We start from the raw sequence: 13,224 nt of genomic DNA on the forward strand, positions 1-13,224 counted from the left end.
TTACTCGGACGGGTCATCTGTGACGGATGGATGCGTGGACGGGTGCGGCACGGCTCCGGGTTCATCGCGCGGCTGGTCCCTCGGGACCTCCTGCGGGTGGCCCCACTGTCTGAAGCAGGTGGATCTCGATACGCCCGCTGCGCGGGCTACTCGATCAGCGAAGGGGAGGACCGCGCGGGAGTTCATTCCTCCGCTGAGGCGCATCGCCGCTCAAGGTGCAGCCGAACGGGTGATTCGCGTATCAGCGAATCGCCATAGGCGATCGCGACCCGCTCTACGGAACGCACCACTTCGAGAAGCCGACTGCGCGGGCGCCGGGCAGGGACCGGCGACCGGCTGAGTTCCTGACGTGGCCGGGGCGTCGCCGCGGTCACGTCAGGAACTCAGCCTTTCGAACAGCGCCAGCGCGCTCTGGTCGGTGAGGTTGGCGACCTGGTCGACGACGACCCGGCGGCGAGCGGCGTCGGTGGCGGCGGCGCGCCAGTCCTCGGCGAAGCCGGGTTCGAGGGCGTCGGCGCCGCGGTCGAGGAGCGTGTCTGCGAGGCGGGTGAGGACCTCGCGCTGCTGGGCGTAGATCGGCTGGCGGGTGTTGCGCGACATCACGAAGGTGGCGACGATGCCCTTCAGCACGGCGATCTCGGCCTGCTGCTCGCGCGGGACGACGACGTGGCCGCCGAAGCGCACGAGGTCGGGGTGCGCGTAGCTGGCGCGGGTCGCCTCCGTCGCCGAGCCGGCGAAGCGGCCGATGAGCTGGCTGGTGAGATTCTTCAGACGCGCCTGGTCGCGGCGGGAGCCGTCCCACGAGGCGACCCACACGTCGAGCGAATCGAGGCGGTCGAAAGCGGCGACCAGCTCGTCGTGGCCGATCTCGCCGCCGACCCACGAGTGCATCGACTCGACGAGATCGTCGTGGTCGACGCGGGAGCCGAGGGCCTCGACGTCGATGTAGCCCGAGAACACGGCGTCCTCGAAGTCGTGAACCGAGTAGGCGATGTCGTCCGAGAGGTCCATCACCTCGGCTTCGATGCAGCGCACGCCCTCGGGCGCGCCCTCACGCATCCAGGCGAAGGCGGGCTCGTCGTCGTCGTAGAAGCCGAACTTGGCGCGGCCCGAGGGGTCGGCGACCGAGCGCGTGTCGGGCCAGGGGTACTTGCAGCTCGCGTCGAGACTCGCGCGAGTGAGATTCAGACCGTAGGGACGCTGGTCGTCGCCGAACACCTTCGGCTCGAGGCGCGTGAGCAGCCGGAACGTCTGCGCGTTGCCCTCGAAGCCGCCGATGCCCGCCGCCCAGGCGTTGAGCGCGCGCTCGCCGTTGTGGCCGAACGGAGGGTGTCCGATGTCGTGCGCCAGGCAGGCGGTGTCGACGACGTCGGGGTCGAGGTCGAGACTCGTCGCCAGCTCGCGGCCGATCTGCGCCACCTCGAGCGAGTGCGTGAGGCGGTTGCGTGCGAAGTCGACTCCCGCGGTCGGGCTCAGGACCTGCGTCTTCGCCGCGAGGCGCCGCAGGGAGCTGGAGTGGAACAGGCGCGCGCGGTCGCGGGCGAAGTCGGAGCGGCGGGTGGAGTGGTCCTCCGGCAGGAATCGCTCGATGTCGACGAGCGAGTACCCCCAGAGCGCGCGGTCATCCACCGCTGTGGTGGATCTCGGCGGCCGACACGGCGTCGCGCTGGGCGGCGTTCAGCTCGCGCGACTCGAGCCAGCGGTCGGGGAGCGAGGGCACCTTCGGCGAGCCGGCGCGACCGCGCTGGCCCTCGGCGTCCACGCCGGGGTAGGGCACGTCGGGGTCGAGCGTCGCGAGCAGCTCGTCGAGCTCGGCGAGGGTCACGACGGAGGCCATCCTGGCCCGCAGGTCACCGCCGACCGGGTAGCCCTTGAAGTACCAGGCGACGTGCTTGCGGATGTCGCGGCAGCCCCGCTCCTCGCTCTCGAAGAACTCGACGATCAGCTCGGCGTGGCGGCGGAAGGCCGTGGCGACCTGACCGAGCGTCGGCCGGAAGCGCTCGTCGGAGCCGGCGAAGGCGGCGGCGAGGTCGCCGAACAGCCAGGGTCGCCCGAGGCAGCCGCGGCCGACGACGACGCCGTCGCAGCCGGTCTCTGCCATCATCCGCAGGGCGTCCTCGGCCGACCAGATGTCGCCGTTGCCGAGCACGGGGACCCCGGTGATCGCCTCCTTGAGCGTCGTGATCGCCGACCAGTCGGCCTGGCCGCTGTAGAACTCGGAGGCGGTCCGCGCGTGCAGCGCGATCGACGCGACTCCCGCGCCCTCGGCCGCACGGGCGGCCTCGAGGTAGGTGAGGTGGTCGGCGTCGATGCCCTTGCGCATCTTGATCGTCAGCGGGATGTCGCCGGCGGCCTTGACGGCGCCCTCGACGATCGAGCGGAAGAGCGGGAGCTTCCACGGCAGCGCGGCTCCCCCGCCCTTGCGCGTGACCTTGGCGACGGGGCAGCCGAAGTTGAGGTCGATGTGGTCGGCGCGGTCCTCGGCGACGAGCATCGTGACCGCTTCGCTGACCGTCCGCGGGTCGACTCCGTAGAGCTGGATCGACCGCACCGACTCGCTCGGGTGATGGCGGATGAGACGCATCGACTCCGGGGTGCGCTCGACGAGCGCGCGCGAGGTGATCATCTCGCTGACGAACAGCATCTCGCCGGCACCGGGGGCCCTCCCGGTCTCGGAGACGCTGTCGGCGCCGGACGTCTCCCCGGCAGCACCGTGCCCCGTGCCGAACTCGCGGCAGAGACGGCGGAAGGCCGTGTTCGTGATCCCGGCCATGGGCGCGAGGACGACCGGCGCGTCGAGTTCGAGGGGGCCGATGCGCAGCGCGGGTGCGGGTGGGGCGGCCAGAAGAGTGGAGGACATCGGTAACGATTGTCCCAGATCCTGTGTTGGGGAAGGCGAGTCGAGCCGAGAGGGTGGAGAGATGGTCGAGAACGAGCGTGTGGAGGACGGACCGGAGCGGTTCGAGGCGGACGCCCGGGCGCGAGGCCTCGCCGTCGAGATCGTCGAGCGGCCGGAGGCGCGGAGCCTCGCCGAGGCGGCCGAGCTGCTCGGCACCGAGCCCGGCGAGATCGTCAAGTCGCTCGTGGTGAAGCGCCACGACGGCGAGTACCTGTTCGCCCTCATCCCGGGTGGCCGCCAGATCTCGTGGCCGCTGCTGCGCGCCGTCGTCGGCGTCAACAAGCTGCGACTGCCCGACGAGCAGGCGGCGCTGGAGGCAACCGGCTACCGCCGGGGCACCATCACGCCGATCGGCTCGACGACGGCCTGGCCCGTCGTCGCCGACGAGCGGATCGTCGGGCGGCGCATCGCGATGGGCGCGGGGGCGGGCGGACGCAGCGCGTTCGTCGACGCCGACGCCCTGATCGCCGCCTACGGGGCGACGGTCGCCGACATCAGCGTGGAGGAGCCTCCTCGCTGAGCTGATCGGCGTCCGGCTGCTCCGCGACCGGCACCGCGCACACGCCGTCCTCGCACACCGGCACGTCCGAGGCGCCGAGCATCACGAAGCCGCTCATGCCACGACCGTCCGCTGCGCGAGCACGTGCTCGAGCACCTCGGTGAAGGCCGTGGGCTCCTGGGCGCCCGAGACGCCGAAGCGCCCGTCGAGCACGAAGAACGGCACGCCGTTGATCCCGTACTCGCGCGCCTGAGCGATGTCGGACTGCACGTCGCCCAGGTGCCGCTGCTCCTCGAGCACCCGCAGCACCTCGTCGGCATCGAGACCCACCTCGGCCGCGAGCGACGCGAGGACGGCGGGATCCGCGAGGTCGCGCCCCTCGACGAAGTAGGCGCGCAGGAGGCGCTCCTTCAGCTCGAGCTGCAGCCCGGCCGACTTCGCGTGGTGCAGCACCTGGTGCGCCGTGACGGTCTTGACGTGCCGCACCGTCTCGAAGTGGTAGTCGAGCCCGACGCCCGCAGCGATCGCGGTGACGGAGTCGAGCATCTGCTGCGCCTGCGCCTCGGGGATGCCCTTGTGCTCGGCGAGGAACGCGGCCTCGCCTCCCCGGTAGTCCTCCGGGGTGTCGGGAGAGAGCTCGAAGCTGCGGTACTCGATCGCGACGTCGGGGGCCTCGGGGTGGGCGAGGCGGAAGGCCTCGAGCCCGCGCTCGAACTTGCGCTTGCCGATGTAGCACCAGGGGCAGGCGATGTCCGACCAGATGTCGACGGTGATGGGGGTCTGCGCGTCAGTCACTCTGAGGACAACCGCGGCGACCGGATCGTATTCCCGCAGGCGCCCGTCAGCGCGCGAGGACGCGGACGAGCCCGTCGACGTCGGACTCGTCGTTCCAGACGTGGAAGGCCACGCGGAGGCGGCCCCCGCGACCCGAGACGCGGATCCCGGCGGCCGTCAGCCGGGTGAGGTCCGCCCCCTCGGGGTCGGCCCACGACACGAGCGCCCGGTGCTGCGGCTCGCGATCGAGCCGCTCGCAGAACGCGTCGCCCAGCCCGGAGGCGTGCTCCCAGAGCGCCTCGGCGTCGAGCGAGCGGAACAGCTCGAGCGATGCCTCTGCGCCGACGAACGCCTGCCAGGCGGGCGAGACGTCGAAGCGGCGGGCGCTCTCGGCGAGGTGCATGGCCGGTCCGTAGCACGACGACCAGACGTCCTCCCCCGAGTACCAGCCGGCCTGCACCGGGATCAGCTCGGCGGAGTAGTCGGGCGAGACGGTGAGGAACGCCACTCCCCGCGGCGAGCAGAGCCACTTGTAGGCGTGGGTCAGGGTCGCGTCGAACCGCGTGGCGTCGACGGGGAGGACGCCTGCGGCCTGGGTGAGATCGCAGGCGGTGCGCGCTCCGTGACGCGCCGCCGCCTCGAGGATCGCGTCGACATCGGCGAGCGCGCCGCTGGAGGACTGCACGGCCGAGAACACGACGAGGGCGTCGCCGGGCTCGACGGAGTCGGCGAGGGCCTCGAGAGGGACGCTGCGCACCTCGACGCCGCGATGGGCCTGCGCGAGGAACGGGAAGACGATGGACGAGAAGTCGCCGTGGACGCAGAGCACCTTCGCGCCGTCGGGCAGCGACGCCGCGAGCACCGCCGCCATCGCCGAGGTCTGCGATCCGATCGCGACCTGCGACACGGGCGCTCCGACGATGTCAGCGAACGCCGCCCGCGCCCGCTCGGCGACGTCCCCGTAGCTCGCGGCCGTGTTCTCGCCGGCCGACCAGCTGTCGAGGTCGGCTCGCAGCGCCTCGACGCTCTCGCGCGGAGGAAGGCCCAGGGTGCAGGCGTTGTGGTAGCCGCGGGCGCCGGCGAACCGCTCGCGCAGGGCGGACGGAGGCAGGAGTGCGGTGCTCATCCCTCGAGGATCCCCCGGGATCCGCCGATCGCCAACACGCGCCCGGCGTCGGGCGCGTCGCGTCAGCGCCGGGCCAGCGTGTGCGCCTGCTCGATCAGCGCGACGACCTCCCGCGCCTCGAGGACGTCGACGGGAGCCGGCGCACCCTCGAGGAGCGATCGGGCGACCCCCTCGGCGAAGGCGGCGTACCGCCCGCGCTCGCTCGCGACCCGGCGGGAGCCCCTGTCGTCGGTGAGGGTGCCGAGAGCGTCCGCGCCGACCACCCCGAAGTCGTCGTCGCGGGGATCGGCGCCGCGCCCGCGCAGCGCGCCCTCCTGCGGGTCGAGTCCGTCGACCGAGAAGGCCGCTCGGGTGCCGAGCACCCGGAAGCGGGGTCCGCTCGTGCGGGCGACCCGGCTCATCGCGAGGTGCGAGCGCACGCCCCCGTCGTGCAGGAGCGAGACGAACGCGTCGTCCTCGCTGGCGCCTCCTGGGCGCACGACCCGGGTCTCGGCGCCGGTGACCGTCGCCGGCCCGAAGAGGACGAGCGCTTGATCGACCAGGTGGCTGCCGAGGTCGAAGAGGATGCCGCCGCCCTCGGCCGGGGTCGTCCGCGTCTGCCACCGGCCCGTCTTCGGGGCGCTCCACCGCTCGAACGACGACTCGAACCGGACGACGTCGCCGAGCGCCTCCTCGCGCAGCAGCCTGCGGAGCGTCAGGAAGTCGGCGTCCCACCGGCGGTTCTGGAAGACGAACACGGGGACCCCCGCGGTCTCCGCGGCGGCGATGATCGCGTCGGCATCGGCCGCGCTCGGCGCGAACGGCTTGTCGACGATCACCGCGACTCCGGCCCCGAGAGCCGTCTCGGCCTGGGCGCGGTGCACGGAGGGAGGAGTCGCCAGCACCACGACGTCCGGCCGCTCGGCGAGCACCCCGTCGAGGTCGGGCACGACCCGCGCTGCAGGATGCGCCGAGATCGCCGCTGCGGCGCGCACCGGGTCGCCGGTCGCGATGGCGACGATCGAGAAGGCCGGATCGGCGGCGAGGAACGGTGCGTGGAAGACGCTGCCCGCGAGCCCGTACCCGACGATGCCGACCCGGATCACGCCGACGCCCCCGGCACGTCGACCGCCCCACCGAACCGGCGCGCGCGGCCGGCGTAGTGCTCGACCGCCTCCCACAGGTCGGTACGGCTGAAGTCGGGCCACAGCCGGTCGAGGAAGACCATCTCGGCGTAGGCGCTCTGCCAGAGCAGGAAGTTGCTGGTGCGCTGCTCGCCGGAGGAGCGCACGAAGAGGTCGACGTCGGGCATGTCTGGCACGTAGAGGGCCCGGGCGATCGTCTTCTCGGTGATCCCCGAGGGCTTCAGCCGCCCCGCGGCCACCTCGGTCGCCAGACGCTGCACCGCATCGGCGATCTCGGTGCGGCCGCCGTAGTTGACGCACATCGTCAGCGTCAGGACGTCGTTGCCCGCCGTCAGCCTCTCGGCGAACTGCAGCTCGTTGATCACGGAGGCCCAGAGCCGGGGCTTGCGTCCCGCCCAGCGGACGCGCACACCCCACTCGTTGAGCTGGTCGCGGCGGCGATGCAGCACGTCGCGGTTGAAGCCCATCAGGAAGCGCACCTCGTCGGGCGAGCGCTTCCAGTTCTCGGTCGAGAACGCGTAGACGCTGAGGTGCTTCACGCCGATCTGGATCGCTCCGGCGACCACGTCGAGCAGCGCCGCCTCACCGCGCTTGTGCCCCTCGACGCGGGTGAGACCGCGGGAGTTGGCCCAGCGCCCGTTGCCGTCCATCACGATCGCGACGTGCCCGGGCACCGCCTTCCGCGGAAGCTCGGGTGGCTGCACCCCCGTCCAGTCGAGGGGGCGGAAGGGCTCGGCGTCCTTGTGGGTGAAGGGCTTCATCGGGTGACGTGCTCCAAGGATCTGAGTCCGCGTTCGAGGTGGAACTGGGTGTAGGCCGCCACGACCCCGCTGGCCCGCGAGCGGGTCGAGGGCTCGGTCGTCTCGGCGTGCTCCCAGTCTCCCGTGAGCAGCGCGCCGAGCAGGACGACGACCTCGGGGGCGACCCGGGGGGCGCCGGGCGGGGTGCAGTCGGCGCAGACCACTCCGCCGAGCTGGACGACGACGGCCCCGTGCGGGCCGGGAGTGCCGCAGCGGGCGCAGTCGTCGAAGCTCGGCGCCCAGCCCGCGATCGACAGCGCGCGCAGCAGGTAGGAGTCGAGGGTGAGCACGGCCTCGTGCTCGTGCCGCGAGAGCGAGCGGAGCGCCCCGACGAGCAGCAGGTACTGCTGGAGGGAGGCGTCGGCGTCGGTCAGCCGATCGGCCGTCTCGACCATGGCGTTCGCGGCGGTGTAGCTGTCGTAGTCGGCCGCGATCAGCGCACCGTAGGCGCCGAGCGACTCGGCCTGCGTGACGATGTCGAGACTCCGGCCCTCGTAGAGCTGGAGGTCGGCGACCATGAACGGCTCGAGACGCGACCCGAACTTGGAGCCCGTCTTGCGGACGCCCTTGGCGACGGCGCGGATCTTGCCGTGGCTGCGCGAGAGCATCGTCACGATGCGGTCGGCCTCGCCCAGCTTGTGCGTGCGGAGCACGACGGCTTCGTCACGGTAGGTGGGCATGAAGCGATTATCCTCCCCACCACCGACACCGGCCTGGACGCGGGGCCGGGCGTGGAACGATGGGCGTCGTGGCAGCGACTCTCTTCGTGATCCCGGCCTGGGCCGACCTGCTCGCGATCGCCATCGGCTGCCTGCAGGGCGCGATGTTCGCGGGAGAGTTCCGCGACCGCCGGATCGACCTGCTCGGGGTGACCATCATCGGCACGGCGACCGGTCTCGGCGGTGGCGTGCTGCGCGACCTGCTGCTGCAGACTCCGCTGGCGGCGCTGCACACGAACGCGTACCTCCTCGTCGCGGTCGCCGCCTCCCTGCTCGGGATGCTGCTGCAGCACGTGCTGAACCGCGTCGACGGGACGATCACCGCCCTCGACGCGCTCACCCTCGGCCTGTTCGGCGCGATCGGCACGACCAAGGCGCTGGCGCTCGGCGTGCCGGAGGTGCCGGCGGTCTTCGTCGGGACCGTCTCGGCGGTCGGCGGCTCGGTCGTGCGCGACATCCTGCTCAACCGGCCGATCGCGCTGATGCACGTCGGCTCGCTGTACGCGATCGCCGCGACGGCTGGCACCGTCGTGCTGGTGACGGCGCTGCGCTTCGGGATGGTGATCGACTACGCGGCACCGCTGGCCGTGGCCGTCACCACGGTGATCCGCCTGCTGGCGGTGCACTACGGCTGGAGCCTGCCGGAGCAGCGGGCGCTCAGCCGGGTGCCGCGCCTGCGCTGGCGCGGCCGCGCCTGACGCCGGCGCGGCGCCGCCGGGGGAACCCGCAGCTGTCGAGGGAGCCTCGGAGTGCGGGCCCCCTCGACGGACCGGGGTTCCCTCGCGGGGACCCGGCGGGTCAGACGGAGGCGGTCGCCAGCTCGAGCGCCGGAGTGGTCTCGCGCAGCGCGCGGTTGACCGCCGAGACGATCGCCTTGAGGGAGGCGTTCGAGATGTCGGCGTCGACACCCACTCCCCAGAGGGTGCGGCCGTTCACCGAGCACTCGACGTAGGAGGCGGCGAGCGCGTCGCCACCGGCGCTGAGGGCGTGCTCGACGTAGTCGAAGACGCGCACCTCGACTCCGTGCTGGGCGAGCACCGCCTCGAAGGCGTTGATCGGGCCGTTGCCCGTGGCGCTCGCGGTGATCGTCTCGTCGCCGACCCGCAGCACCGCGTCGAGGGCGATGCTGCCGCCCAGGTCGCTCGACGTGCTCGTGCGGGTCAGCTCGAAACGGCCCCACTTCTCGTCGGCGCGGTGCGCCGGAGCGGGCAGGTACTCGTCCTGGAAGATCGCCCAGATCTGCTCGCTGGTGACCTCGCCGCCCTCGGCGTCGGTCTTGGCCTGGACGACTCCCGAGAACTCGATCTGCAGGCGACGCGGCAGGTCGAGCGCGTGGTCGGTCTTCAGCAGGTAGGCGACGCCGCCCTTGCCCGACTGCGAGTTGACGCGGATGACCGCCTCGTACGAGCGGCCCAGGTCCTTCGGGTCCACCGGCAGGTACGGCACGGCCCAGGTCAGCTCGTCGACGCTGCGGCCGGTGCGCTCGGCCTCGGCCTCCATCGCCTCGAAGCCCTTCTTGATGGCGTCCTGGTGCGAGCCGCTGAACGCGGTGAAGACCAGGTCGCCCGCCCAGGGGCTGCGCTCGGGCACGGCCAGCTGATTGCAGTACTCGGCCGTGCGCTTGATGCCGTCCATGTCGCCGAAGTCGATCTGCGGATCGATGCCCTGCGTGAACAGGTTGACCCCCAGCGCGACCAGGTCGACGTTGCCGGTGCGCTCGCCGTTGCCGAAGAGGCAGCCCTCGATGCGGTCGGCGCCGGCCAGGTAGCCCAGCTCGGCGGCGGCGACGGCGGTGCCGCGGTCGTTGTGCGGGTGCAGCGACAGGATGATGTTCTCGCGCTGGGCGAGGTTGCGGCTCATCCACTCGATCGAGTCGGCGTAGACGTTGGGCGTCGCCATCTCGACGGTCGCGGGCAGGTTGAGGATGACCTTGCGGTCGGGCGTCGGCTCGAAGATCTCGACGACGCGGTCGCAGATCTCGCGGGCGAACTCGAGCTCGGTGCCGGTGTAGCTCTCGGGCGAGTACTCGTAGTAGACGGCGGTGCCGGGGACGGACGACTCCATCGAGCGGCACTTGCGGGCACCGGCCAGCGCGATGTCGATGATGCCCTGCTTGTCCTTACGGAAGACGACCTCGCGCTGCAGGACGCTCGTCGAGTTGTAGAGGTGCACGATCGCCTGGCGGGCGCCGCGGATCGACTCGTAGGTGCGCTCGATCAGGTGGTCGCGGGCCTGGGTCAGCACCTGGATGGTGACGTCCTCGGGGATCGCGCCCTCCTCAATGAGGCTGCGCACGAAGTCGAAGTCGGTCTGGCTCGCGCTCGGGAACCCGACCTCGATCTCCTTGTAGCCCATCCGGACCAGCAGGTCGAACATGATCCGCTTGCGCTCGGGACTCATCGGATCGATGAGCGCCTGGTTGCCGTCGCGGAGATCGACGGCGCACCAGCGCGGCGCCGTCGTGATGCGCTTCGTCGGCCAGGTGCGGTCGGGCAGCTCGACGGTGATCTGCTCGTGGAAGGGCTTGTACTTGCCGATCGGCATGGGCGACGGCTTCTGGGTGTTCTTCATGGGGTGCTCTCCTGCGCGCGCATGCGCGTCTCTCGTGTCGCGGGGATCCGGATGCGGATCAGACCACGCGGGTGGAACTCGGTTCAGCCGACGACGGACACCGCGACGAGGGAGGCCTGAGGATCAGATCTCGTCGCGGCGGCTAAGAAGGAGCAGACCGTAACGCACCGGGCCAGGGTAGCACTGCGCTCCCGGGCCGTGCGGTGTCAGGCGACCAGACCGTTCTCGTAGGCGTAGACCACGAGCTGCACGCGGTCGCGCAGGCCGAGCTTGCCGAGGGTCCGGCTGATGTGCGTCTTGACCGTCGCCTCGCTGAGGAACTCCGCGCGGGCGATCTCGGTGTTGCTGAGCCCGCGCGAGGCGAGGTGGAAGATCTCGCGCTCGCGATCGGTGAGCGTCTCGAACTCGGGCGGCGTCTCGCGGCCGCTGCCCGGCGCGCCGAAGTGCTCGAAGAGCTCACGGGTCGCGGAGGCGGCCACCACCGCGGTCCCGGCGTGCACTGTGCGCACCGAGGCGAGCAGGAAGCCCGGCTCGGTGTCCTTGAGGAGGAAGCCGCTCGCCCCCGCACGGATCGCCCGCGCCGCCGCTTCGTCGAGGTCGAAGGTCGTGAGCACGAGGATCCGCGGCGGTGCGACTCCGGTCTCTGCGGCGTGGGAGAGGATCCTCCGCGTCGACTCGATGCCGTCGACTCCCGGCATGCGGATGTCCATCAGGACCACGTCGGGCGCCACGCGGCCGACCAGCTCCGCGCCCTCGGCCCCGTCGGACGCCTCCCCCACGACCTCGAGGTCGGGCTGGGAGCTCAGCAGCATGCGGATGCCGGCGCGGAACAGCGCCTGGTCGTCGACGAGGACGATGCGGATGGTGTCGGTCATGCGGGGCGGCCTCCAGAGGCGAGCGGTCGGACGGGCGGCGGATCGAGCGGGCCGGCGGTGATCGGGATCGGGGAGGTCGCGAGGGCGGGCAGGCGGGCGTCGACGACGAACTCCTCGCCCTCGGGGCCGGCGGTGAGGACGCCGCCGACGAGGGCGGCGCGCTCGTGCATGCCGACGAGACCGTGGCCCTCCCCCGTCGCGGCGACGGTCTCGGCGTCGGAGCAGCGGGCGTTGCGGACAGTGAGGACGACCTCGCCGGCCTCCCGCCGCAGGGAGACGTCGAGTGGGCTGCCGGGGCGACCGTGCCGGAGGGCGTTCGTGGTCGCCTCCTGCGCGATGCGGTAGAGCGCGAGCCCGGTCGCCCGAGGGACCGAGTCGAGGTCGACCTCGAGCTCGGAGTGCACCCGCGCCCCGGCGCCCGACACGCTGTCGAGCAGCGCCGGCAGATCGCGAGCCTGGGGCTGCGGGCCGTCGCTCTGGCTGTGCCGCAGCTGCGCGAGGAGCACGCGGACGTCGCCGAGCGCGTCCCGCGCGACACTCGAGATGGTGTGCAGGGCGGCGTCGGTCTGCTCCGGGCTCGCGGCTCCGAGGTAGCGGGCGCCGTCGGCCTGCGCGATCACGACGGCGAGCGAGTGCGCCACGACGTCGTGCATGTCGCGCGCGATCCGGTTGCGCTCCTCGACCGCGTCGAGCTCGCGCTGCGCCCGGGCGCGCTCGAGCTCCGCCTCGGCACGCAGGCTCTGCCCCTCGCGGGCCCGGCGGACCGAGCGCGAGAGCAGACCGACGGTCCACGAGAGGCCGAGGGTCGCGAGGATCCCGGCGAACGTCGCCCCGAGCGTCAGCACCGAGTCGACCGTGTTCGAGATCAGGTCGAAGGCGAGGGTCAGGTACGCCACGGCCACCAGCGAGCCGACGACGGCCGAGACCGCCCCCGCCACGCGGACACGACGGGACGAGGCGGCTCCCGCGCCGAAGAGGACGACGAGGATCGCGAGATCCCCGAAGCCGGGCGCGAGGTGCAGCGCCATCTGCAGGATGGCCCCGATCCAGGCGATCGCGAGGGCGAGCCCAGGTGAGCGGCGGTGCAGCACGAGGGCGACGGCCAGCACCCCGGCGATGAAGACCTGCAGCGATCCGTCGAGGACGGTGAGCGGGATGCACGCGATCGCCAGCAGGAGGAGCGCCTGGCCGCCGGCTGTGCCGACCGCGAACGGGTCCTGCGGGCCGGCGACGCGCGTCAGGAGCGACTCGACGCGGTCGTCGGGACCGATCGGCGAGCGGATGCCGAGCACGAAGGCGAGCACCACCAGCCCGCACAGGACGGAGGCGACGACGAGAGCGACGAGAGCCCTGGCCAGGAACTCGATGTTCGCGGGCAGGCCGCTCAGCACGATCGGGCCCGAGAGGTCGATGCCGGCGACGAGACCGCCGATGCCCGAGAGCAGCAGAGCGCCGGCGAGCACGAGCGATCGCGTCCACGGGCCGAGTCTGCGCGCCGTCGACCAGAGCGCGACCATGCCGACGAGGACGCCGTCGAGGGGCACCCCTCCGAGTGCGAAGCCGCCGCCGGCGATGATCGCGAGAGCGGCCAGCGACGGCGCGAGGGCGGGCAGGAAGGCCGCGACCGCGAGCGCCAGTGCGAGCAGGAGCCCTGCCGGGAGCGCCTCGGCCGAGTCGACGCCGGTGGCGCCCGCGATCAGGTGGAGCGCAGCGAGGGCCGCTCCCGCGATCGGGAGCGTCGCCGGTCGGTCGAGGAGGGCACGCATGCTCCTCACGCTAGAGGGCGCGCGGCGCTGTGTCGTCGTCCTGCGGGGTGACGGCCGTCACCCTCACGAGC

Annotated in this window: 13 protein-coding genes; 2 read left to right on the plus strand and 11 right to left on the minus strand. The window is 72.3% G+C overall.

Annotated features, from left to right (window positions below; genetic code table 11):
- Positions 1–375: 375 nt before the first annotated feature.
- Positions 376–1,629, minus strand: a complete 1,254-nt coding sequence (locus tag GRS92_RS16385; protein WP_159858440.1) for a deoxyguanosinetriphosphate triphosphohydrolase — start codon at positions 1,627–1,629, stop codon at positions 376–378.
- Positions 1,622–2,860: a tRNA dihydrouridine synthase DusB gene (dusB, locus tag GRS92_RS16390; RefSeq protein WP_159858443.1), complete on the minus strand. Its 1,239-nt coding sequence runs from the start codon at positions 2,858–2,860 to the stop codon at positions 1,622–1,624. The genes GRS92_RS16385 and dusB overlap by 8 nt, the downstream gene beginning before the upstream one ends.
- Positions 2,861–2,921: 61 nt before the next feature.
- On the opposite strand from dusB, the gene GRS92_RS16395 reads away from it, so the two are divergent.
- Positions 2,922–3,419 carry an aminoacyl-tRNA deacylase gene (locus tag GRS92_RS16395; RefSeq protein ID WP_159858446.1) on the plus strand — a complete coding sequence of 166 codons (498 nt, stop codon included), beginning with the start codon at positions 2,922–2,924 and terminating at the stop codon, positions 3,417–3,419.
- On the opposite strand, the gene GRS92_RS19145 is transcribed toward GRS92_RS16395, so the two are convergent.
- From GRS92_RS19145 to recO, 6 genes are all read right to left on the minus strand, one after another.
- The gene (locus GRS92_RS19145) at positions 3,394–3,516 is read right to left on the minus strand and encodes a hypothetical protein (RefSeq protein ID WP_268817156.1); all 123 of its coding nucleotides are present in this window, start codon (positions 3,514–3,516) and stop codon (positions 3,394–3,396) included. The two genes, GRS92_RS16395 and GRS92_RS19145, sit on opposite strands and share 26 nt — an antisense overlap.
- Positions 3,513–4,193 carry a DsbA family oxidoreductase gene (locus GRS92_RS16400; protein WP_159858449.1) on the minus strand — a complete coding sequence of 227 codons (681 nt, stop codon included), beginning with the start codon at positions 4,191–4,193 and terminating at the stop codon, positions 3,513–3,515. Before GRS92_RS16400 ends, GRS92_RS19145 begins: the two co-directional genes overlap by 4 nt.
- A 46-nt stretch (positions 4,194–4,239) precedes the next feature.
- Positions 4,240–5,298, minus strand: coding sequence for an aminotransferase class V-fold PLP-dependent enzyme (locus tag GRS92_RS16405; RefSeq protein ID WP_159858452.1), 1,059 nt, complete (start codon positions 5,296–5,298; stop codon positions 4,240–4,242).
- 62 nt (positions 5,299–5,360) lie between these two features.
- Positions 5,361–6,383 carry a Gfo/Idh/MocA family protein gene (locus GRS92_RS16410; RefSeq protein WP_159858455.1) on the minus strand — a complete coding sequence of 341 codons (1,023 nt, stop codon included), beginning with the start codon at positions 6,381–6,383 and terminating at the stop codon, positions 5,361–5,363.
- Complete coding sequence (locus GRS92_RS16415) at positions 6,380–7,183, minus strand: isoprenyl transferase (RefSeq protein ID WP_159858458.1); 804 nt, start codon at positions 7,181–7,183, stop codon at positions 6,380–6,382. Before GRS92_RS16415 ends, GRS92_RS16410 begins: the two co-directional genes overlap by 4 nt.
- Positions 7,180–7,902 carry a DNA repair protein RecO gene (gene recO, locus GRS92_RS16420; protein WP_159858461.1) on the minus strand — a complete coding sequence of 241 codons (723 nt, stop codon included), beginning with the start codon at positions 7,900–7,902 and terminating at the stop codon, positions 7,180–7,182. Before recO ends, GRS92_RS16415 begins: the two co-directional genes overlap by 4 nt.
- A gap of 68 nt (positions 7,903–7,970) precedes the next feature.
- On the opposite strand from recO, the gene GRS92_RS16425 reads away from it, so the two are divergent.
- Positions 7,971–8,639 (plus strand): trimeric intracellular cation channel family protein, encoded by a 669-nt coding sequence (locus GRS92_RS16425; RefSeq protein ID WP_235022084.1) that lies wholly within the window; start codon positions 7,971–7,973, stop codon positions 8,637–8,639.
- A gap of 100 nt (positions 8,640–8,739) precedes the next feature.
- Here GRS92_RS16425 and leuA read toward each other — a convergent pair whose 3' ends face one another.
- From leuA to GRS92_RS16440, 3 genes are all read right to left on the minus strand, one after another.
- On the minus strand, positions 8,740–10,512 hold the full coding sequence (gene leuA, locus GRS92_RS16430) for a 2-isopropylmalate synthase (protein ID WP_159858467.1): 1,773 nt from the start codon (positions 10,510–10,512) through the stop codon (positions 8,740–8,742).
- Between the two features lie 206 nt (positions 10,513–10,718).
- Positions 10,719–11,387, minus strand: coding sequence for a response regulator (locus tag GRS92_RS16435; protein ID WP_159858470.1), 669 nt, complete (start codon positions 11,385–11,387; stop codon positions 10,719–10,721).
- Entirely contained in the window at positions 11,384–13,153 is a 1,770-nt protein-coding gene (locus GRS92_RS16440) for a sensor histidine kinase (RefSeq protein ID WP_159858473.1), read from the minus strand. The genes GRS92_RS16435 and GRS92_RS16440 overlap by 4 nt, the downstream gene beginning before the upstream one ends.
- Positions 13,154–13,224 lie beyond the last annotated feature (71 nt).

This window comes from Rathayibacter sp. VKM Ac-2754, from assembly GCF_009807095.1.
In the GTDB taxonomy this organism is placed as follows: Bacteria; Actinomycetota; Actinomycetes; order Actinomycetales; family Microbacteriaceae; genus Rathayibacter.